This is a genomic window from Variovorax sp. Root473, from assembly GCF_001426505.1.
Taxonomy (GTDB): Bacteria; Pseudomonadota; Gammaproteobacteria; order Burkholderiales; family Burkholderiaceae_C; genus Variovorax.
In genome coordinates this window covers 1,772,009-1,792,977 of sequence record NZ_LMEV01000017.1, presented here as the reverse complement: position 1 = coordinate 1,792,977, position 20,969 = coordinate 1,772,009, and the positions used below count along the sequence as shown (strand labels likewise).

19 protein-coding genes and 2 pseudogenes are annotated in these 20,969 nt (G+C 68.7%); 12 read left to right on the top strand and 9 right to left on the bottom strand.

Annotated elements, in window-relative coordinates; all coding sequences use genetic code 11:
• Positions 1 to 19: 19 nt before the first annotated feature.
• Genes ASD34_RS21775 through ASD34_RS21760 form a run of 4 tightly spaced genes read right to left on the bottom strand, consistent with a single transcriptional unit; the run spans position 20 to position 6,556 of the window.
• Entirely contained in the window at positions 20 to 3,130 is a 3,111-nt protein-coding gene (locus ASD34_RS21775) for an efflux RND transporter permease subunit (protein WP_056581990.1), read from the bottom strand.
• Positions 3,131 to 3,150: 20 nt separating this feature from the next.
• Positions 3,151 to 4,341, bottom strand: coding sequence for an efflux RND transporter periplasmic adaptor subunit (locus tag ASD34_RS21770; protein WP_056581988.1), 1,191 nt, complete (start codon positions 4,339 to 4,341; stop codon positions 3,151 to 3,153).
• On the bottom strand, positions 4,338 to 5,843 hold the full coding sequence (locus ASD34_RS21765) for an efflux transporter outer membrane subunit (RefSeq protein ID WP_056581986.1): 1,506 nt from the start codon (positions 5,841 to 5,843) through the stop codon (positions 4,338 to 4,340). The genes ASD34_RS21770 and ASD34_RS21765 overlap by 4 nt, the downstream gene beginning before the upstream one ends.
• Positions 5,840 to 6,556, bottom strand: coding sequence for a TetR/AcrR family transcriptional regulator (locus tag ASD34_RS21760; RefSeq protein WP_056581984.1), 717 nt, complete (start codon positions 6,554 to 6,556; stop codon positions 5,840 to 5,842). The genes ASD34_RS21765 and ASD34_RS21760 overlap by 4 nt, the downstream gene beginning before the upstream one ends.
• Before the next feature lie 140 nt (positions 6,557 to 6,696).
• Here ASD34_RS21760 and ASD34_RS21755 point away from each other — a divergent pair, with 140 nt between their 5' ends.
• The 10 genes from ASD34_RS21755 (at position 6,697) to ASD34_RS21710 (ending at position 16,531) form a co-directional block, all read left to right on the top strand.
• The gene (locus ASD34_RS21755) at positions 6,697 to 8,238 is read left to right on the top strand and encodes a sigma-54 interaction domain-containing protein (RefSeq protein WP_056581981.1); all 1,542 of its coding nucleotides are present in this window, start codon (positions 6,697 to 6,699) and stop codon (positions 8,236 to 8,238) included.
• Entirely contained in the window at positions 8,235 to 8,501 is a 267-nt protein-coding gene (locus tag ASD34_RS21750) for a hypothetical protein (protein WP_056581977.1), read from the top strand. Before ASD34_RS21755 ends, ASD34_RS21750 begins: the two co-directional genes overlap by 4 nt.
• Before the next feature lie 156 nt (positions 8,502 to 8,657).
• On the top strand, positions 8,658 to 9,845 hold the full coding sequence (locus ASD34_RS21745) for a substrate-binding domain-containing protein (protein WP_056581975.1): 1,188 nt from the start codon (positions 8,658 to 8,660) through the stop codon (positions 9,843 to 9,845).
• Between the two features lie 174 nt (positions 9,846 to 10,019).
• Positions 10,020 to 11,480: a PHB depolymerase family esterase gene (locus tag ASD34_RS21740; protein WP_082548896.1), complete on the top strand. Its 1,461-nt coding sequence runs from the start codon at positions 10,020 to 10,022 to the stop codon at positions 11,478 to 11,480.
• A 48-nt stretch (positions 11,481 to 11,528) separates the two neighbouring features.
• Positions 11,529 to 12,293, top strand: coding sequence for an ABC transporter ATP-binding protein (locus ASD34_RS21735; RefSeq protein ID WP_056581970.1), 765 nt, complete (start codon positions 11,529 to 11,531; stop codon positions 12,291 to 12,293).
• A complete protein-coding gene (locus tag ASD34_RS21730) occupies positions 12,290 to 13,018 on the top strand; it encodes an ABC transporter ATP-binding protein (RefSeq protein WP_056581967.1) in 729 nt (242 codons plus the stop codon). The genes ASD34_RS21735 and ASD34_RS21730 overlap by 4 nt, the downstream gene beginning before the upstream one ends.
• On the top strand, positions 13,015 to 13,995 hold the full coding sequence (locus ASD34_RS21725) for a branched-chain amino acid ABC transporter permease (protein ID WP_056581964.1): 981 nt from the start codon (positions 13,015 to 13,017) through the stop codon (positions 13,993 to 13,995). The genes ASD34_RS21730 and ASD34_RS21725 overlap by 4 nt, the downstream gene beginning before the upstream one ends.
• A 13-nt stretch (positions 13,996 to 14,008) precedes the next feature.
• Positions 14,009 to 15,076, top strand: a complete 1,068-nt coding sequence (locus ASD34_RS21720) for a branched-chain amino acid ABC transporter permease (protein WP_056581961.1) — start codon at positions 14,009 to 14,011, stop codon at positions 15,074 to 15,076.
• A gap of 23 nt (positions 15,077 to 15,099) precedes the next feature.
• Positions 15,100 to 15,972 carry an alpha/beta fold hydrolase gene (locus ASD34_RS21715; RefSeq protein WP_056582617.1) on the top strand — a complete coding sequence of 291 codons (873 nt, stop codon included), beginning with the start codon at positions 15,100 to 15,102 and terminating at the stop codon, positions 15,970 to 15,972.
• A 52-nt stretch (positions 15,973 to 16,024) separates the two neighbouring features.
• Positions 16,025 to 16,531, top strand: coding sequence for a DUF1993 family protein (locus tag ASD34_RS21710; protein WP_056581958.1), 507 nt, complete (start codon positions 16,025 to 16,027; stop codon positions 16,529 to 16,531).
• Between the two features lie 7 nt (positions 16,532 to 16,538).
• Here ASD34_RS21710 and hemH read toward each other — a convergent pair whose 3' ends face one another.
• A complete protein-coding gene (gene hemH, locus ASD34_RS21705; protein ID WP_056581954.1) occupies positions 16,539 to 17,573 on the bottom strand; it encodes a ferrochelatase in 1,035 nt (344 codons plus the stop codon).
• A gap of 15 nt (positions 17,574 to 17,588) precedes the next feature.
• Here hemH and ASD34_RS21700 point away from each other — a divergent pair, with 15 nt between their 5' ends.
• Positions 17,589 to 18,320: an HAD family hydrolase gene (locus ASD34_RS21700; protein ID WP_056581951.1), complete on the top strand. Its 732-nt coding sequence runs from the start codon at positions 17,589 to 17,591 to the stop codon at positions 18,318 to 18,320.
• Between the two features lie 3 nt (positions 18,321 to 18,323).
• On the opposite strand, the gene ASD34_RS21695 is transcribed toward ASD34_RS21700, so the two are convergent.
• Positions 18,324 to 18,629, bottom strand: coding sequence for an NIPSNAP family protein (locus ASD34_RS21695; protein WP_056581725.1), 306 nt, complete (start codon positions 18,627 to 18,629; stop codon positions 18,324 to 18,326).
• A gap of 120 nt (positions 18,630 to 18,749) precedes the next feature.
• On the opposite strand from ASD34_RS21695, the gene ASD34_RS21690 reads away from it, so the two are divergent.
• Positions 18,750 to 19,391, top strand: coding sequence for a LysE family translocator (locus tag ASD34_RS21690; protein WP_056581722.1), 642 nt, complete (start codon positions 18,750 to 18,752; stop codon positions 19,389 to 19,391).
• A 15-nt stretch (positions 19,392 to 19,406) separates the two neighbouring features.
• On the opposite strand, the gene ASD34_RS21685 is transcribed toward ASD34_RS21690, so the two are convergent.
• From ASD34_RS21685 to ASD34_RS28370, 3 genes and pseudogenes are all read right to left on the bottom strand, one after another.
• On the bottom strand, positions 19,407 to 19,715 hold the full coding sequence (locus ASD34_RS21685) for a hypothetical protein (protein ID WP_056581719.1): 309 nt from the start codon (positions 19,713 to 19,715) through the stop codon (positions 19,407 to 19,409).
• Between the two features lie 4 nt (positions 19,716 to 19,719).
• Positions 19,720 to 20,145 (bottom strand): annotated as a pseudogene (locus ASD34_RS28375) (desaturase); the annotation flags it as partial.
• Position 20,146: 1 nt separating this feature from the next.
• Positions 20,147 to 20,951 (bottom strand): annotated as a pseudogene (locus ASD34_RS28370) (FAD-dependent oxidoreductase); the annotation flags it as partial.
• Between the last annotated feature and the right edge of the window lie 18 nt (positions 20,952 to 20,969).

Genomic DNA, 20,969 nt, shown 5'->3' with positions numbered 1-20,969 from the left:
TTTCGGGGCCCTTGCAACCTCAGCGCTGCGGCGCCTCCACCAGGTCGTCGTCGATGTGCGGATCGGCCGGCTGACCGCGCAGCTTGCGCACGGTGCGACGAATCCAGTGTTCGATGTCGTCCACGTAGGTGAACACCGCCGGCACTACCAGCAGGCTCAGCACGGTCGAGGTGATCAACCCGCCGATCACCGCCATCGCCATCGGCGAGCGGAAGCTCGAGTCGGCGGCGCCGAAGCCGACGGCGATCGGCAGCATGCCTGCGCCCATGGCGAGGGTGGTCATGATGATGGGCCGCGCCCGCTTGTGGCACGCATCGCGCAGCGCGTCCCAGCGGCTCATGCCGTGGTCGCGGCGCGCCACGATGGCGTACTCCACCAGAAGAATGGAGTTCTTCGTTGCAATGCCCATCAGCATGATCAGGCCGATCAGCGAAGGCATCGACAGTGCCTTCTGCCCGATCAGCAAGCCCACGAACGCGCCACCCAATGCCAGCGGCAGCGCGCACAGAATGGTCACGGGGTGCAGGAAGTCCTTGAACAGCAGCACCAAGACGATGTAGATGCACAGCACGCCCGTGAGCATCGCCAGGCCGAAGCTGGCGAACAGCTCGGTCATCACTTCGGCGTCGCCCACCTCGGCGATGCGCACGCCGGGCGGCAGCTTCTGGATCGAAGGCAGGCCTTCGACGGCCGTCTTGGCGTCGCCCAGGCCCACGCCCGACAGCTCGATCTCGAAGTTGACGTTGCGCGAGCGGTCGTAGCGGTCGATGACGGCCGGGCCGCCTTCCATCGTGAGCGAGGCCACCTGGCTCAGCATGACGGGGCCGCGCGCGCCCGGCACCGACAGGCGCCCGATCAGGTCGAGGTCTTGCCGCGCCGAGTCTTCGAGCTTCACCACGATCGGCACCTGCCGCTGCGCGAGGTTGAGCTTGGCCAGCGCCTGGTCGTAGTCGCCCAGCGTGGCCACGCGCAGCGTCTCGGCGATGGCCGAGCTGGTCACGCCCAGGTCGGCGGCGCGTGCGAAGTCGGGGCGCACGGCGATCTCGGGGCGGATCAGGCTTGCGGTCGAGGTGATGTTGCCCAGGCCGGGGATGGTGCGCAGGTCTTTCTCGACCGCGCCCGCGGCGGCCGACAGCGCGACCGGGTCTTCGCCCGTGAGCACCAGGATGTACTTCTCGCCCGAGCCGCCCAGGCCCACGGTGCTGCGTACGCCGGGCAGGGTTTCGAGCGCGGTGCGGATATCTTTCTCGATCACCTGCTTGCGCGGCCGGTCGCCGCGCGGGTCGAGCTGGATCGTCAGCGTGGCCTTGCGCGTCTCGGGCGTGCCGAAGTTCGCGAACGGGTCGCCGCCGGCGCTGCCGCCCGCCACCGTGGTGTAGACGCTCTTCACATGGTTGATCTGCATCACGCGGCGGCGCGTTTCCTCGGCCGCGGCCGTGGTCTGCGCCAGTGTGGAGCCCGGCGGCAGCGACAGGTAGACCTGCGTCTGCGAGTTGTCGTCGGCCGGGATGAAGCCAGTCTTGAGCAGCGGGATCATCGCCAGCGAGCCGAAGAAGAAGAGGGTGGCCAGCACCATCGTCTTGAAGCGGTGATGCGTGCTCCATGTCACGGCACGCATGTACCAGCGCAGCCAGCCCGGCTCCTTCTCGGCGCCGACGATGGGCTTGAGGATGTAGGCCGCCATCATCGGCGTGAGCACGCGCGCCACCACCAGCGAGGCGAACACCGCGAGCGAGGCGGTCCAGCCGAACTGCTTGAAGAACTTGCCGGCCACGCCGCTCATGAAGGCGGTGGGCAGGAACACCGCGATCAGCGTGAAGGTGGTGGCAATCACTGCCAGACCGATCTCGTCGGCCGCCTCCATGGCCGCCTGGTAGGGCGACTTGCCCATGCGCAGGTGGCGCACGATGTTCTCGACCTCCACGATGGCATCGTCGACCAATATGCCGACCACCAGCGAGAGCGCGAGCAGCGAGATCACGTTGACCGAGAAGCCCAGCAGGTGCATGCCGACGAAGGCCGGAATCACCGACATCGGCAGCGCCACCGCCGAGACGAAGGTGGCGCGCCAGTCGCGCAGGAAGAGCCACACCACGATCACCGCGAGGATGGCGCCCTCGTACAGCAGGTGCAGCGAGCCGTCGTACTCCTCTTCCACCGGGTCGACGAAGTTGAAGGCCTCGGTCAGCTCGATGTCGGGGCGCTGCACGCGCAGATCGGCCAGCGCCTTCTGGATGGCGCGGCCCACTTCCACCTCGCTGGCGCCGCGGCTGCGGGCCACCTCGAAGCCCACCACCGGCTTGCCGTTGAGCAGCGCGGCGGCGCGCGGCTCGGCGATGGTGTCGCTGATGCGCGCCACTTGGTCCAGGCGGATGCGGCGGCCGTCGCTCAGTGCGATCTGCATGTCGGCGAGCTGGTCGGCCGACTGCACGGTGGCCATGGTGCGCACCGGCTGTTCGCTGCCGCCCAGGTCGATGCGTCCGCCCGCGCTTTCGGTCTGCACCTGGCGCAGCTGGCGCGAGATGTCGGCTGCCGACGCGCCCAGTGCCTGCAGCTTGGCCGGGTCGAGGTCGATGTGCACCTGGCGCGTGACGCCGCCCACGCGGTTCACCGCGCCCACGCCGGGCAGCGCGAGCAGCTTCTTGGTGATGTCGTTGTCGACGAACCAGCTCAGCGCCTCGTTGTCCATGCGCGAGGACGCGATGGTGAAGGCCAGCACCGGCTGGGCCGCGAAGTCGAGCTTGGTGACGACCGGGTCGCGCACGTCGGCGGGCAGGTCGGCGCGCACCTTCTGCACGGCCGAGCGCACGTCGTCGACGGCTTCCTGCACGGGCTTTTCGAGGCGGAACTCGACGATCAGCGTGGCGGCGCCGTCCTGCACCTTGGTCGTGATGTGCTTCAGGCCCTGGATGGTGGCGATGGAGTTCTCGAGCTTGCGCGCGACGTCGGTTTCGAGCTGCGACGGCGCGGCGCCGGGCAGCGAGGCCGAGACGGTGACGGTCGGCAGGTCGATGTCCGGGAAGTTCTGCACCTTCATGGCGTTGAACGACAGCAGCCCCCCGAAGGTGAGCAGCACGAACAGCATCACCGCCGGAATGGGGTTGCGTATGGACCAGGCGGAAACGTTCATGGCGTGTCCCTTGTTCTTGCTTATTTAGGAGAAGGCGCGGATGCCGCCGCCTTCGCCGGTGTGGCCGCTGCCGGCGCCGCCGTGGTGGGCATGGCATCCACCACGCGCACCAGGTCCCCGTCGTTGAGGAAGCCCGCACCCTGCACCACGATCTGCACGCCCTCGGGCAGTGCGCTGGTGATTTCCACGCGGTCCTTCAGGCGGCGGCCGGTCTGTACCTTGAGCTGCGCCACGCGGCCATCGGGCAGCAGCGTGAAGACGTTGTTGAAGCCGTCGCGCGGCACGATCGCGCTTTGCGGCACGGTCGGTGCGGAACTGCGGCCCAGCTCGAAGTCGCCGCGCGCGAACATGCCAGCCTTCACGCCGGTGTTTTGCTGCACGTTGGGCAGGTCGACGTAGACCAGCGCCGCGCGCGTCTGCGGATCGACCGTGGGCGCGATGCTGCGCACCTTGCCCTTCACCTGCGCACCGCTGGCGCTGACCACGAAGGCCGGCGTGCCCACGGCGATACGGCCCAGCTCGGCCGAGGTGACTTCGGCGCGCCATTCGAGCCGGCCCTGGCGGATCAGCCGGAACAGCTCGGTGCCGGCGCCGACCACGCTGCCCACGGTGGCGGTGCGCGCGGAGATCACGCCGTCGTCCGGTGCCAGCACCTGCGTGTTGCGACCGCGCACCTGCTGCGCGGCCAGCACGGCCTCGGCCGCCTCGGCGCGCGCCTTGGCGGTCTGCTCGGTGGTCTGGTACTGGTTGATCTGCTGCTGGCTCAGTGCGCCCGTGGCCTGCAGCGTGCGGGCGCGCGCGGCGTTGCCGGCGGCGTCGGCGGCCGAGGCGCGGGCCTCGGCGAGCGAGGCACGTGCCTGCGCGATGTCGGCCTGCACCGTCTCGGGCGAGAACACCGCGAGCACCTGGCCCTTCTTCACGGTGTCGCCCACGTTGACGCGCACCTCGGCCAGCTTCAGGCCGTTCGATTCGGAGCCGATCACCGCCTCTTGCCAGGCCGCGACGTTGCCATTGGCCGCCAGCGTGACGGTCAGTTCGGTGGCCTCGGGCCTGGCGACCGAGACGGTCAGCGCGGGGCGCTGGGCCGGGGTCTTGGCGGCCGATGCGGCCTTGTCGTCGGCCGGCTTGCGCGTGAGCCACAGGCCTGCGGCAACGACGACGATCAGCGCCAGCAGCGCGATGACAAGGGTGGAACGCTTCATTGTTTTCATGGCGACGTCGCGACCTTGGCGGCCGGGGTGGTGGTCATTGGGGACGATGCTTCTGCGGGGCGGCTCCAGCCGCCGCCCATCGAGCGGTACAGCGAAACCCAGGCTTCGGTGCTCTCGCGCTGCAGCGAGACGCGCGCGGTCTGCGCGGCGAACAGCGTGCGCCGCGAATCCTCAAGCTCGAACAGGCTGGCCAGGCCGCTGCTGTAGCGGGCCTGGGTGGCGTCGAACGAGGCCTGGTAGTTCTTCACGGCGGTGTCCGCGTCGGTGCTGCGCGCGGTGGTGGCGTCGAGGTTCACCAGCGCTTCCTCGACCTCGCGCACCGCCTGGCGCACGTTCGCGCGGTAGAGCGACACGGCCTCGGTGTAGCGCGCCTTGGCGGCTTCGGCGTTGGCCGCGCGCGCGCCGCCGTCGAGCAGCGGCACGGTGAGCGACAGCGGGCCGACCGTCCAGGTGTCGAGCGATTCGCGAAAGCCGCTGGTGCGGATCTGCATGCGGCCGATCGAGCCCGACAGCGTGAGCTTTGGGTAGCGCTCGGCCTCGGCCGAGCCCACCTCGGCGCTCGCCGAGGCCACGCCGAGTTCGGCGGCGTACACGTCGGGCCGCTGCGAGAGCGCCTGCGCCGGCACGCTGGCGATGGCGCCGACCACGGGCAGCGCACGCTGCGTGGGCGAGGCCGCAAGCTTCTGCGCCAGCGTGGGCTCGTCGAGCCCGCTGAGCGCGACCAGCGCCTTGCGCTGCACCGCGCACAGGGCGCGCTGTTGCGTGAGGCGGCCGGAGGCATCGGAGGCGCTGGCACGCGCGAGGGCCGCATCGGCCGGCGCCGTGAAGCCGGCGCGCGCCGACAGGTCGTTGAGCCGCGCCGTTTCGCCGCGCGATTTCGCATCCGATTCGGACACGTTCAACTGCAGCTGGCAGGCGCGCTCGGCGAAGTAGGCATTGGCCGTTTCGGCCGCCACGGCGACACGGGCGTCGTGCCACTTGGCGGTGGCGCTGTCCAGCCGTTGCTGGGCCGCGTCGCGGTCGGCGCGCAGGCGGCCGAACAGGTCGATCTCCCACCGGGACTGCAGGCCGGCCTGCAGCGTGGTGACCGGCGCGATGGCGGTGCCCGCGCTGGTGCTGCTGCCGGACGACGGCGCGCCGCCCGATCCGAACGACGAGCCCGAGACGCCGCGGCTGGCCGACACCGTGCCGTCCAGGCTGGGCAGCAGCGCTGCGCCGGCCTGCACGCGCGTGGAACGCGCCTCGGCCACGCGCGCGGCGGCGCTCGCGAGGTTGGGGCTGGCGGTCTCGGCGGCGGCGATCAGCTCGACCAGCAGCGGGTCGTCGAGCTGGCGCCACCAGTCGGCCAGCGCTGTGAGTGAGCCGCCGTGGGGCAGGGGCGCATGCCACTGCGCGGGGAAGGGCGCCTGCACCGTGGCGGGCGGACGCGTGAGGCCGCAGCCTGCCAGGCCAAGGCTCACCGGCAGGCTCAGAACAAGGGCAATTCGTCGGAGTCGTCTCATGGCTTCTTTCTTTGCTCGGCGGCCACCTGGCGGCGGCGTGCGGTTTCGGCCTGGACCAGCGCCATCGCGTAGCCCGTGAGCCGATCGGCCCAGGTGTCGATGGCGCGCGGCGTGCGCAGCAGCGACGGGCGCAGGGCCTCGATGAAATCCTGGCTCACGTACAACTGCATGGGCAGCCCCGTGATCGCGAAGGTCAGGCGGTGGATGTCGTCGTCGGCGCGCGCCACCTGCAGGTGGCGGCACAGCAGCTCGACGATGGCGCGGTGCGGGCCCTTGATGTCGCGTTCCAGTTCCTTGGCCCACTGGCTGGTGGGCTCCAGCATCTCGCGCATGTGCAGCTGGATGCACTGGCGCACGATCTCGCCCTGCTTGAGCGGATCGATCATGGTCGCCATGCAGATGCGCAGCGTGTCCTCGAGCGATTGGCCGGGCATGCTGCAGGCGACCACGAGGTCGTTCGAATCGCTGCCCATCGGCTCGTTGAAGGTGGCGGAGTACAGCCCCTCCTTGTCGCCGAAGTAGTAGCTGATGGCCGACACGTTCACCCCGGCCTCGCGCGCGATCTCGCGGATCGAGGTCTTGGCGAAGCCGTTCTGGGCGAACAGCCGCAGCGCGGTGTGCAGCAGGCGGTGGCGCGCCTCGGCGCCGTCGCTGCGGGGGGCGCGGCGCGGCGGCGGCGTGGGGGCTGGCGTGAGGGGGTCCCGGGCGTTCATCGGCGCGATTAAAGCATGATTGAAATCAAACGATTGATTTACTTAAGGCTTGCTGAAGGCTTTTGTTTTTGGTTGCATGTCGAGGGCTCGGGAGGGGCCGGCGCTGCAGGACAGGGCGTCGCACACAGTACGATCCGCGCATGCCCGTTGCTCCCTCCGCCGCCGCACCGCCACCCGCCTTGCCCCTGGACGCAGAAGGCATCCTCGCGCTCGCCGCGCGCTCGATGTTTCATCTGTTTTCAAGCATCAGCCAGGGCATGTTCCTGGTCGACCGCAGCGGGCGCATCGTCTGGGTGAACGAGGGCTACCGACGTTTCCTGCCGGCGCTGGGTTTTTCGTCCATCGACGAATTCATGGGCCACATGGTCGAGGACGTGATTCCCAACACCATGATGCGCCGCGTGCTCGACACCGGCGAGCCGATCCTCATTGACCTGCTGACCAACAAGGCCGGCACCTTCGTCGTGAGCCGCATCCCGCTGCGCGAGGAGCGCGCAGACGGGGAGGGCCTGGGCAAGGTCATCGGTGCCATCGGCATCGTGCTGTTCGACCAGCCCGAGACCACGCTGCAGCCGCTCATCAGCAAGTTCGCGCTGCTGCAGCGCGACCTCGACGACGCGCGGCGCGAGCTGGCCAGCCAGCGCAACAACCCGCTGTACCAGCACGCACCCGACGGCCAGCGCCGTTCCAAGTACACCTTCGCGAGCTTCATCGGCAGCAGCCCGGCGGCCGTGGAGGTGAAGCGCCACGCGCGCCGCGCCGCGCAGTCCACCAGCCCGGTGTTGTTGCTGGGCGAGACCGGCACCGGCAAGGAGCTGCTGGCGCACGCGATCCACGCGTCGTCCACGCGCGCCAAGGGCCAGTTCGTCAGCGTCAACATCGCGGCCGTGCCCGACACGCTGCTCGAGGCCGAGTTCTTCGGCTTCGCCCCCGGCGCCTTCACTGGCGCCGACAAGCGGGGGCGCGAAGGCAAGTTCAAGCTGGCCGACGGCGGCAGCCTGTTCCTCGACGAGATCGGCGACATGCCGCTGGGCCTGCAGGCCAAGCTGTTGCGCGCGCTGCAGGAAGGCGAGATCGAACCGCTGGGCTCCAACAAGCTGATTCCCTTCGACGCCCGCGTGATCGCCGCCACCTCGCGCGACCTGCCCGAGCTGGTGCGCCGCGGCCTGTTCCGCGAAGACCTGTACTACCGCCTCAACGTGCTGCCGCTGCGCGTGCCGCCGCTGCGCGAGCGGCGCAGCGACATCCCGGCGCTGGTCGAGGCACTGGGCGAAGACATGGCGCTGCGCAGCGGCGAGGCCCCACCCGAGCTCACGCCCGACGCGCTCGCGCTGCTGGCCGGCCAGCACTGGCGCGGCAACATCCGCGAGCTGCGCAACGTGCTGGAGCAGGTGACGATGCGCAGCGACTCGCAGCGCATCGACGCGGCGCAGCTCGAACGCATCCTGCGCGAGGCGGGGCTGGACCAGATCGAGGCGCCCGATACTTCGCACAGCCTGCGCGATGTCGACCAGGAGGCGGAACTGCTGCGGCCACTGTCGCAGCAGGTGGCCGAGCTGGAGCGCAAGGCGATTGCTGCCGCGCTTGAAAACACCGGAGGCAACAAGCTCGCGACCTCGCGGCTGCTGGGCATTTCGCGCGCCACGTTGTACGAGCGCATGACGGGGATGGGCCTCTCATGAGCGTGAAAGCACTGCGTTCCACCTTCGGCCCGAACTGCCATTGGTGCGGCCTGCCGATGGACTTCGACGAGCCACACGGGCGGCCCGAGTCGGCCACCATCGAACACCTGCTCGACGCCACGATGGGCGGCGTGCGCCAGCAGAAGCACCGGCGCCTCGCGCACGCGGTGTGCAACCACACGCGCAACCAGCTGCGGCTGAAGGCCGAACGCGAGTTCGAAAGCTGGCTCGCGGCGCGCCGCGACTCTGCTGGGAAACCCTGACTGATCAACAGACAGTTGTCTGAAAACAAGACAACGCAAATGCACTGAAATCAGGCGAAACGGGTGATGCCCGAATGAGGAAGCCTTTGTTATCAATGGCTTAGGCGGGTGGCACGAACTGTGCAATATTCAGTCACCTTTATCAGGAGACAAGACATGCACCGTCGCCACCTCATCGCACTGGCCGCCCTCGGCGCCACAGCCGCCACCCTGCCCGCCTGGGCCCAATCGAACGAGATCCGCATCGCCCACGTCTACAGCAAGACTGGCGCGCTGGAGGCCTACGGCAAGCAGACGCAGACCGGCCTGATGATGGGCCTGAACTACGCCACCGGCGGCACGATGATGGTCAACGGCAAGAAGCTCGTGGTCCTCGAGAAGGACGACCAGGGCAAGCCGGACCTGGGCAAGTCGCTGCTGGCCGCCGCGTACTCCGACGACAAGGCCGCGCTCGCGGTCGGCCCGACCGCGTCGGGCGTGGCGCTCGCCATGCTGCCGGTGGCCGAGGAATACAAGAAGATCCTGATCGTCGAGCCCGCCGTGGCCGACTCGATCACCGGCGACAAGTGGAACAAGTACATCTTCCGCACCGGCCGCAACTCCAGCCAGGACGCCATCTCCAATGCCGTGGCCATCGACAAGGCCGGCGTCACCGTCGCCACGCTCGCACAGGACAACGCCTTCGGCCGCGACGGCGTGAAGGCCTTCGGCGCCGCGCTGAAGAAAGCCAAGCTCGCGCACGAGGAGTACCTGCCGCCCGCCACCACCGACTTCACGGCCGGTGCGCAGCGCCTGATCGACAAGCTGAAGGACCAGCCGGGCCGCAAGATCATCTGGATCGTCTGGGCCGGCGCGGGCAACCCGTTCAAGATCGTCGACCTCGACCTGAAGCGCTACGGCATCGAGATCGCCACCGGCGGCAACATCCTGCCGGCCATGGCAGCCTACAAGTCGCTGCCGGGCATGGAAGGCGCGGCCTACTATTACTTCGGCATCCCGAAGAACCCGGTGAACGAGGCGATGGTCGCGGCCCACTACAAGGAATTCAAGACGCCGCCGGACTTCTTCACGGCCGGCGGTTTCTCGGCCGCGATGGCGGTGGTGACGGCGCTGAAGAAGACGGGCGGCGACACCAACACCAACAAGCTCATCAGCACGATGGAAGGCATGAGCTTCGACACGCCCAAGGGCAAGATGACCTTCCGCAAGGAAGACCACCAGGCGATGCAGTCGATGTACCACTTCAAGATCAAGGCCGACCCCGCGTTCGCGTGGGGCGTGCCGGAGCTGGTGCACGAGATCAAGCCTGAAGAGATGGACATCCCCATCAAAAATAAGCGCTGACCACGGCGCTGATCGCCCCTGAACCCGCGGCGCGCATGCAGGCGCCGCCCCCTTTTCGCCCCGGATGGCCGCCGGGCGAAGCGCCAGCCTGCGTCCGCGCCAGCTGTCGCGCTCCTCGGTCGATTCGTCAGTCTGCAAGCAAGCGTTCGATACATAAACCAATAGGAGACAGCGATGCCAGCGATGCGAAGGAATGCGATGTGGAAGGGGTTTGCCGCAGCAGCGGTGATCATGGCGGCGGCGCAGGCCGCCACAGGGGCCGTGCCGCTGCCGGCGCTCGGCGCCAACCCGGCGGAGGTGAGCGTGTCCGGCCTGTCGGCCGGCGGCTTCATGGCGGTGCAACTGCACGTGGCGTATTCGGCCACCTTCAAGCGCGGCGCGGGCGTGGTCGCTGGCGGTCCGTACTACTGCGCCGAAGGCTCGGTGCTCAACGCCACCGGGCGCTGCATGACGCACAGCACCAGCATCCCGGTCTCCACGCTCGTGAGCACCACCAACAGCTGGGCCGCCAGCGGCGTGATCGACCCGGTGTCGAACCTCAGCAACTCCAAGGTCTACCTGTTCTCGGGCACTTCGGACAACACCGTCAAGCAGCCGGTGATGGACGACCTGAAGACCTATTACCAGAGCTTCGTGCCGGCCGCCAACACGGTCTACAAGAACAACCTCGGCGCGGGCCATGCGATGGTCACCGACGACTACGGCGGCGCCTGCAGCACCACCGCGTCGCCGTACATCAACAACTGCGGCTTCGACCTCGCGGGCGAGATCCTCACGCAGCTGTACGGTCCGCTGAACCCGCGCAACAACGGCGCGCTGGGCGGCACCTTCACCGAGTTCAACCAGTCGGAGTTCGTCACCGGCCACGGCGTGGCAGCCACTGGCTGGCTCTACGTGCCGCAGGCCTGCACCACCACCTCGTGCCGCGTGCACCTGGTGCTGCACGGCTGCAAGCAGAACTACACCGACGTGAGCGACCAGTACGTCAAGAAGACGGGCTACAACCGCTGGGCCGACACCAACAACATCATCCTGGTCTACCCGCAGACCAGCACCGCGGCGACCAACAGCTGCTGGGACTGGTGGGGCTACGACAGTGCCAACTACGCCAAGAAGTCGGGCCCGCAGATGGCCGCCATGAAGGCCATGATCGACCGCGTCACCGGTTCGGCCGGCGGCGGCGGGCTGCCGGCGCCCACCGGCGTGGGCACCTCGGGCGCGACCAGCAGCAGCATGGTGATCGGCTGGGCCGGCGTCTCGGGCGCCAGTGGTTACAACGTGTACCGCGGCGGCAGCAAGGTCAACGCCTCGCCGGTGACGGGCACCAGCTACACCGACACCGGCCTGGCCGCGTCGACCAGCTACAGCTGGACCGTGGCCGCGCTGAACGCGAGCAACGTCGAAGGCGCGATGTCGGCGGCTGCCACGGGCGCGACCACGGCGGGGTCGGGCGGCGGCGGGGGCACGTGCTACACCGCGAGCAACTACACGCACACCATCGCCGGGCGCGCCTATGCGCTGTGGGGCCTGACCTATGCCAACGGCTCCGGCCAGTCGATGGGCCTGTGGAACATCTACGCCATGACCACGCTGAAGCAGACGGGCACCAACTACTACGTGATCGGCACCTGTTGAGGCCGTTCACCCTGCACTGATTTTTCGATTCGCAAGGACCTTTCCACAATGCTTGAGACCCGGGATCTGACCATCCGCTTCGGAGGGCACGTGGCCGTCAACAGCGTGAGCTGCGCATTCGCGCCAGGCACGCTGACGGCCATCGTCGGCCCCAACGGGGCGGGCAAGACCACTTACTTCAACCTGATCTCCGGGCAGCTCAAGGCCACGGCCGGCTCGGTGTCGCTCGACGGGCAACCGTTGTCGCACCTGTCGCCGTCGGCGCGCACCCACGCCGGGCTGGGGCGCGCGTTCCAGCTCACCAACCTGTTCCCCAACCTCACGGTGCTGGAGAACGTGCGGCTCGCCGTGCAGGCCACGCGTGCCGGCGCGCACCGCCACGGGCTCAACCTGTGGAGCATCTGGAGCGATCACAAGGCGCTGACCGAGCGCGCGGAGCAGATCCTGGCCGACGTGGCCCTGGCGCCGCGCGCGCACGCCACGGTGGCCAGCCTGCCGCACGGCGACCAGCGCAAGCTCGAGGTGGCGCTCTTGATGGCGCTCGAACCCAAGGTCTTCATGTTCGACGAGCCCACGGCCGGCATGCACGCGGCCGAGGCGCCCGTCATCCTCGACCTGATCCGCAAGCTCAAGCAGGACAAGACCAAGACCATCCTGCTGGTCGAACACAAGATGGACGTGGTGCGCGAACTCGCGGACCGCATCATCGTGCTGCACAACGGCACGCTCGTGGCCGACGGCGAACCGGCCGAGGTGATCGCCTCGCCGGTCGTGCAGGAGGCCTACCTGGGCATCGCGAAGGAGGCCGCATGAGCGCCGACAACCTGTTGACCCTGGAAGGCGTGCAGACGCACATCGGGGCGTACCACATCCTGCACGGCGTCGACCTGGCCGTGCCCAGGGGCCAGCTCACCATGCTGCTGGGCCGCAACGGCGCGGGCAAGACCACCACGCTGCGCACCATCATGGGCCTGTGGCCTGCGTCGCAGGGCAGGGTGCAGTTCGACGGCAAGGACATCACGGCACTGCACACGCCGCAGATCGCCGAGCTCGGCGTGGCCTACGTGCCCGAGAACATGGGCATCTTTTCCGACCTCACGGTCAAGGAGAACATGGTGCTGGCCGCGCGCGGCGCGAAGAATGCCGACGCCATCGACGACACGCGCCTGAAGTGGATCTTCAAGCTCTTTCCCGCAGTCGAGAAGTTCTGGAACCACCCGGCCGGCAAGCTGTCGGGCGGACAGAAGCAGATGCTGGCCGTGTCGCGCGCCATCGTCGAGCCACGCCAGCTGCTCATCATCGACGAGCCCAGCAAGGGCCTGGCGCCCGTGATGATCAACAACATGATCGAGGCCTTCGGCGAGCTCAAGGCGAGCGGCGTGACGATCCTGCTGGTCGAACAGAACATCCACTTCGCCCAGCGCCTGGGCGACACCGTCGCGGTGATGGACAACGGCCGCGTGGTGCACAGCGGCTCGATGGCCGCGTTCTCCGCCGACGCGCAACTGCAGCAATCGCTGCTCGGACTCGCCCTATGAAACTCGACCTCGACTGGAAGCCCCTGCTTCTTGCCCCCATCCTCGCGCTCGTCGCGCTGCCGCTCACGGGCTCGTTCTCGACCTGGCTCACGCTCACCGTCGCGGGCCTGGCGATGGGCATGATCATCTTCATCATCGCCTCGGGCCTCACGCTGGTGTTCGGCCTGATGGACGTGCTCAACTTCGGCCACGGCGTGTTCATTGCGCTGGGCGCCTTCGTGGCCAGCAGCGTGCTCGGCCTCATGGGCGACTGGACCGGCTCGGGCGAGCTGTGGCGCAACCTCGTGGCCGTGTTCCCGGCCATGCTGGCGGCGATGGCGGTGGCCGGCGCCGTCGGCCTGGCCTTCGAGCGCTTCATCGTGCGGCCGGTGTACGGCCAGCACCTGAAGCAGATCCTCATCACGATGGGCGGCATGATCATCGGCGAGGAGCTCATCAAGGTGATCTGGGGCCCGGCGCAGATTCCGCTGCCGCTGCCCGAGGCGCTGCGCGGTTCGCTGCTGGTGGGCGATGCGGCCATCAGCAAGTACCGCCTGCTCGCGGTGGCCGTGGGCGTGGTGGTGTTCGGCGTGCTCGCCTGGACGCTGGGGCGCACCAAGATCGGCCTGCTCATTCGCGCCGGCGTGCAGGACCGCGAAATGGTCGAGTCGCTGGGCTACCGCATCGGGCGCCTGTTCGTGGGCGTGTTCGTGGTGGGCAGCGCGCTGGCCGGCCTGGGTGGCGTGATGTGGGGCCTGTTCCAGCAGAACCTCGTGCCGCAGATGGGCGCGCAGGTCAACGTGCTGATCTTCATCGTGATCATCATCGGCGGGCTGGGCTCGACCGGCGGTGCGCTGCTGGGTGCGCTGCTGGTGGGGCTGATGACCAACTACATCGGTTTCCTGCTGCCCACGCTCACGCAGTTCGCGAGCATCTTCCTCATGGTGGCCGTGCTGCTGTGGCGCCCGCAGGGCGTGTACCCCGTGGCGAACCGTTGAGGAGAAAGCCGTCATGTTCCTGAAACGACTTCTCTCCAACGACATGCCGAAGAGCCGCCTGCTGGCGCTGCTGCTGGTGGCGCTGTTCCTGGCGCTGGCGTTCGCGCCGTTCCTGTTTCCCGGCGTCAAGGCGCTCAGCGTCGCGGCCAAGATCCTGGTGTTCGTGGTGCTCGTGGCCAGCTTCGACTTGCTGTTGGGTTACACCGGCATCGTGAGCTTCGCGCACACGATGTTCTTCGGCATCGGGGCCTACGGCATTGCCATCTCTGCGTCGCGGCTCGGGCCGAACTGGGGCGCGGTGCTGGTCGGGCTGGGCGCTTCGCTGGCCATCTCGCTCATGCTTTCGCTGGCCATCGGTTTGTTCTCGCTGCGGGTGCGCGCGATCTTCTTCGCGATGATCACGCTGGCCGTGGCCTCGGCGTTCCAGACGCTGGCCTCGCAGCTGTCGGACTTCACGGGCGGCGAGGACGGCCTGACCTTCAAGCTGCCCGAGCTGATCTCGCCGAGCTTCGAGTTCGCCGAAGAGCCGTTCCTCGGTGTCTCGCTCGACGGGCGCCTGCTGTGCTACTACCTGCTCTTCGTGGCGGCGGTGGTGCTCGTGCTGGCAATGCTGCGCATCGTGAACTCGCCCTTCGGCCGCGTGCTGCAGGCGATCCGCGAGAACGAGTTCCGCGCCGAGGCGATCGGCTACCGCGTGGTGGTGTACCGCACCACGGCCGCCGTGCTATCGGCGCTGTTCGCCACGCTGGCCGGCGCGATGCTGGCCATCTGGCTGCGCTACAACGGCCCCGACACCTCGCTGAGCTTCGAGATCATGATCGACGTGCTGCTCATCGTCGTGATCGGCGGCATGGGCACGATCTACGGCGCGGCCATCGGCGCGGTGTTGTTCGTGGTGGCGCAGAGCTACCTGCAGGACCTGCTGCGCCTGGGCAACGAGGCCGCCAGCGGCCTGCCTTGGCTCGCGGCGCTGCTGTCGCCCGACCGCTGGCTGCTGTGGCTGGGCGTGCTGTTCGTGCTGTCGGTCTACTACTTCCCGACCGGCATCGTCGGCAAGCTGCGGGCGAGGGCAGCGAAATGAGCGACGGCAACAACAACAGCACCATGACGCCGACATCGCACTACGCGCAACTCGCAGGCCGTGAAATCCATTGGCTCGATTGGGGCGCGGCCAACGCCCCCGTCGTCATCGCCTGGCACGGCCTGGCGCGCACCAGCCGCGACATGGACGAGCTGGCGCAGCACTTCGCCGCGCGGGGTTTCCGCGTGATCTGCCCCGACACCCTCGGTCGTGGCCTGAGCCAATGGAGTCCTGCGCCCGACGACGAATACACGCTCGCGTTCTACGCAAGGCTGGCCAATGCGCTGTGCGACGAGCTGCGGCTGGGCCGCGTGCACTGGGTGGGCACCTCGATGGGTGGCGCGATCGGCACGGTCTGCGCCTCGGGCCTGTTCGAGCCGCGCATGAAGGCGCGCATCGCCAGCCTCACGCTGAACGACAACGCGCCGCAGCTCGCGCAGGCCGCCATCGAGCGCATCCGTGCCTATGCCGGCGACCCGCCGGCCTTTGCCACGGTGGCCGAGCTCGAGGCCTTCTTCCGCACGGTCTACAAGCCCTACGGCTGGCTCAGCGACGCGCAGTGGCGCCGCCTGACCGAAAGCTCCACGCGCCGCCTGGCCGACGGCCGCGTCACGCCGCACTACGACCCGGCCATGGTCAAGCAGTTCAGCGCGCACGACAACGACTACCTGATCTGGCCGCACTACGACGCCATCGAGGCGCCGGTGTTGTGCCTGCGCGGTGCCGAGTCCGACCTCGTGCTGCCTGAAGTGATCGACGAGATGCACCGGCGCGGGCCGGGCGCGGCAGGGCGCCTGCAGGTGATCGAGGTGCAGGGCTGCGGCCACGCGCCCGCGCTCAACGTGGCGGAACAACTGGACCCGATCGAAGGGTTTATTCGCGCGGCCGGTCGTTGAAGGCGCGGCCGGATCACAATCCGGCCGACTTCAACTCCAAGATCACCTCGCCATGGCCCTCTCGATGTACGACCTGTCCGTGCCGGTTTTCACCCGCGGACTCGGCCAACTCACTCATTTGCTCGACAAGGGCCTTGCGCACGCGAAGGCGCAGGGCATCGACCCGGCGACGCTGGTCGATGCGCGGCTGGCGCCCGACATGCTCACTCTGGCCGGCCAGATCCAGCGCGCGAGCGACGCCTCGAAGCTGGGCACGGCGCGCATCGCGGGCATTACCGCGCCGAGCTTTCCCGACGAGGAAAAGACCTGGGACGACCTGCTGGCGCGCATCGTGAAGACGCAGGATTTCCTGGCGACCGTGGACCGCGCGCTCATCGACGGCCAGGAAGAACGCCCTGTGACCATCAAGGCGCGCGAAGGCGAGGCGCACTTCACGGCGCAGCGCTACCTGCTGCAGTTCGCGCTGCCGAACTTCTTCTTCCATGTGACCACCGCCTACGACGTGCTGCGCCACAAGGGCGTGCCCGTTGGCAAGATGGATTACCTCGGCAAGTTCTGATCTTTCTTCACGGACGCGGTGACGTCGTCGGCCAACCCGCCAGGTTGCGTTCGGCGATGCCCGCAAGCGCGGTGATCCACGCCGGGCTGTCGTTGAGGCAGGGGATGTAGCTGAAGCGCTCGCCGCCTACGTGCAGGAAGGCTTCGCGGCCTTCCATTGCAATCTCTTCGAGCGTTTCGAGGCAGTCGGCCGGAAACCCCGGGCACACCACGTCGACGTGCTTCACGCCGCTCGCGGCGAGTTCGCGCAGCGTCGGCTCGGTGTAGGGTTCGAGCCATCTGGCGCGGCCGAAGCGCGACTGGAAGGTGGTGCGGTACTGCGCGGGCGCAAGGCCCAGCCGCGCGGCGAGCAGTCGCGCGGTCTCCAGGCACTGCGCTTCGTAGGGATCGCCGAGCGCGATGTTGCGCGCGGGAATGCCGTGAAAGCTCATCACCAGCAGTTCTCCGCGGCCTTCGGTTTTCCAGTGCGCCTCGATGCCCTGGGCCAGCGCCTCGATGTAGGCAGGATCGTCGTGGTATTGGTTGACGAAACGGAACTCGGGCAAGCGGCGTTGGTGGCGGCTCCACGCGTTGACCGCGTCGATCACGCTGGCGGTGGTGGTGGCCGAATACTGCGGGTAGGCCTGCAGCACCAGCACGCGCGTGGCGCCCTCGGCCTGCAAGGCATCGAGCCGCGAAGCGATCGACGGGTTGGCGTAGCGCATCGCATCGCGCACCGTCACGCGGTGGCCGCGCTCGCCGAGCCAGCCGGCCAGCAGCGTGGCCTGTTTCTGCGTCCAGACCTTGAGCGGCGAGCCCTCGGGCAACCAGATGCTCGCGTACTTCGCAGCCGACTTCGCGGGCCGCGTGCGCAGGATGATGCCGTGCAGGATCAGCGCCCACAGCACCCTGGGAATCTCGACCACGCGTGGGTCGCCCAGGAATTCCGCGAGGTAAGGGCGCACGGCCGCAGCGGTGGGCGCGTCGGGCGAGCCGAGGTTGCACCAGAGCACGGCGGTGCGGTCGTTCTGGCTGTTGTTGCGGTCTGAGGACGTGAGAGGCATGCGATATTCTCGGGCATGGCTTCCGCTTCCCCCGCGCCCCTCGGCGCCACGCCGCTCGACATCTCGCGCATTTCGGCGATCACGCTCGACCTCGACGACACGCTGTGGCCGATCTGGCCGACCATCGAACGCGCCGAGCGCGTGCTGCACGAATGGCTGCTGCGCGAGGCGCCCAAGACGGCCTCGCTGCTGCTCACACCGGGCGTGCTGCGCGAACTGCGCGAAGCCACCGCCAAGGAGCGCTCCGATCTCGCGCACGACCTGAGCGCGCTGCGCCGCGAGTCGATCCGCACGGCGCTCGTGCGCGCAGGCGAAGACCCGGCGCTGGCCGATCCGGCCTTCGATGCCTTCTTTGAAGAGCGCCAGCGCGTCACGCTGTACGACGACGCGCTGCCGGCGCTGAAGTGGCTCAGCGAGCGCTACCCGCTGGTGGCGGTGTCGAACGGCAACGCCGACATCCACAAGACCGGCGTGGGCCGGTGGTTTCGCACCGCCTTCAATGCGCGCGCCTTCGGCAGCGGCAAGCCGCACGCGCCGATCTTCCGCGCAGCGGCGGCCTCGGTCGGCCTGCTGCCGAAAGACGTGCTGCACGTGGGCGACGATGCCGCGCTCGACGTCGTGGGCGCGCTCAACGCCGGCATGCAGGCCGCATGGCTGGTGCGCGACGAGCGCCCGTGGGAACACGGCGCGCGCCCGCAGCTGATCGTGCCCAACCTGCACGCGCTGTGCATTGCGCTGGGCGCCTGAAGGTCAGCGGAACATCGGCCGGAAGAAGCTGCGCTCGTAGCTGACGATGCAGCGCGTTTCTTCCGCGTACTTGAAGGCGGCCTGGCAGTCGGCGTCGTTCATCGAATCGGCGCGGTAGGTTTCATACGCGGCCAGGCTCGGAAAGCTGAACATTGCGAGCGCGACGTTGTTCGCACCTTCGGACGGCAGGAAGTAGCCGTGATGCTGGCCACCGAACTTCTCCACCAGCGGAATCCAGAGCTTGCCGTAGTGCTCGAATTCCTTGAGCTTGAACGGGTCGACGATGTAGCGCAGGTAGCAGGTGATCATGGGTGACGGGGGTCTAGGGACTATCGGCACGGCCTCAGCGGCGCGTGGCTGCCCGGACTATAGTTTTGCGGCCGCTTCCTTTGGCTGCTTTCTTCATCGCGCCCGCGCGAATTTCCTCTCATGCATCTTTCCACCTGGCTCCTCTTTTGCGGCGTGACACTTGTCGTGGTCTTCACGCCCGGCCCGGCCGTGCTGCTCGCGGTCTCGAACGCCATTGCCGTCGGCCCGCGCCGCGCCATGATCAGTTCATTGGGCAATGCCTGCGGCCTGTTCCTGGTGTCGGCCGCCGCGATGGGCGGGCTGGGCGTGGTGCTCAGCACCTCCGCCACGGCCTTCATGGTGTTGAAGGGAGCGGGCGCGGGTTACCTCGTGTACCTGGGCATCCGGCAGTGGCGCAGCCGCACGAGCGTGTTCGCCGCGCTGCAGTCTTCGGGTGCGCCGTCGCCTTCGCGTTCCGCGCGCCGGTTGTTCGGACATGGTGTGACGGTGGCGCTGACCAACCCGAAGGGCATCCTGTTCTTCTCGGCGCTGTTCCCGCAGTTCCTCACGCACGACGCGCCGATCCTCACGCAGTTCGCCGTGCTCACGACGACGTTCGCTCTCGCGTCGGTGCTGGCGCATGGCTCGTACGTGCTGCTGGCGCGCCTGCTGAAGAAGCAGTTCGCGAACCCGAAGCGCGCGCAACTCTTCAACCGCGTGTCGGGCGGCGCCTTCGTGTTGCTGGGCCTGAGCCTGCTGCGCCTGCGCAACAAGACGGCCTGAGTCGGCCGTCGCTTTTCAGTCGAGCCCGAAGCGCTCGCGCAGCGCCGCGCAGAAGTCGGCGGTGCCGCTGAGCGAAAGCGTGAGGGTGTCCAGGCGCGGGTTGTCTTCCCGCGCGTGCTGCACGTCGCAGTCCCACATCGCGCCTTCGTCGAGCGCGCCGCGCGCACCGGGAAAGGTGGCTTCGGCCCACGCCAGCACCAGCGCGATCTCGGCTTCCACCTCGGGCGTGCGCTCGGGCGGCGTCGAGGCCATGGCGTCGAAGGTGCCGTGGTCTTCGGTGTCTTCGCTGTAGTCGAAATCGAGGTAGCGCAGGGTCGTGGTCATGAGGTCACGGTGTGGCCAGCGAGCGCGCGACGGCCAGTCCGTTGAGGACGGCACCTTCGAGCGTGGCGGGATAGGGGCCTTCGGTGTAGTCGCCGCAGGCCTGCAGCCCCGGCGCGATGGCGGCCGGCGGGCGTGCCAGGCCGGGCGTGCAGGCGAAGGTGGCGCGCTTCTCGACCACGGTCTGGATCGGGGTGAGCCCCGGCTGGCCGAGCTGCGTGCCGGCCTGGGCGAGCACCTGTTTCTCGAGCGTCTCGCGCGGCGTTTCGTTGGCGCTCACGACGAAGGCGAGCACGCCTTCTGGTCCGCCGAGCTGGCCGCGGTCGAACACGAACTGGGCCGGCGCACTGCCCGGCTGGCTGCGCAGCGCGAGCATCGGCTCGGCGAGCGGCGCCGCGCCGCGCACGTAGACCGTGGCAATCGCCTCGAAGCGNCGGGAAGGCCGGTGGCGCGCGCGAGCCGAGCCGCGTCCCAGGGCGCGCCGGCGAGCACGGCCTGGTCGAAGCGTTCGTCGTCGACGCGCCACCGGTCGCCTTCAGGTGCGATGGCGCGCACGCGGTGGCCGATGCGCGTGGTGGCGCCGTGCCGCGCGAGCCAGGCCAGCGCGGCATCGGGCAGCAAAACGCCAAGGTCGACGCGCGGCAGCAGCAGGTCGGCTCCGCCGCGCCCGCTGAACAGCGCGTCGTGCAGCACGCGCAGGAACACCTGGCCGCTGGATTGCGACACGGGCGTGTTGAGCGCCGAGACGCACAGCGGCTCGATCAGCTCCTGCATGACGCGCGGCGTGAGGCCGGTGCACAGCGTGGCGACGCTCGTGCCGGGGGCGCAGCGAAAGCCCGCGAGGCGCCAGCGCACGGCGGTGGCAAGCAGCGCAGCCTTGTCGCGCCAGGTCCAGCCGCGCGCCGTGAAGATGCCGATCAGCAGATCCAGCGGCGGCGGCTTGCCCGCAGGCAGTTGCAGCCCGCCGCCATCGGCAAAGCGCAGCGAGAGCGGCAGGCGCTGAAGGGCGGTTTCGACATCCACGCCCACGTCGCGCATGAGCGCCAGCGTGGCGGTGTAGGCGCCGATCAGGATGTGCTGCCCGTTGTCCAGCGCCATGCCGTGCATGTGATCGACGCGACGCGCGCGCCCGCCGGCCATCGGCGCGGCTTCGAACAGGGTGACGGCGTGGCCGAGGTGCGTGGCCTCGACGGCGCAGGCGAGGCCGGCCCAGCCGGCGCCGATGACGGCGAGCCTCATGGGCGCGAAGGGTGGGGC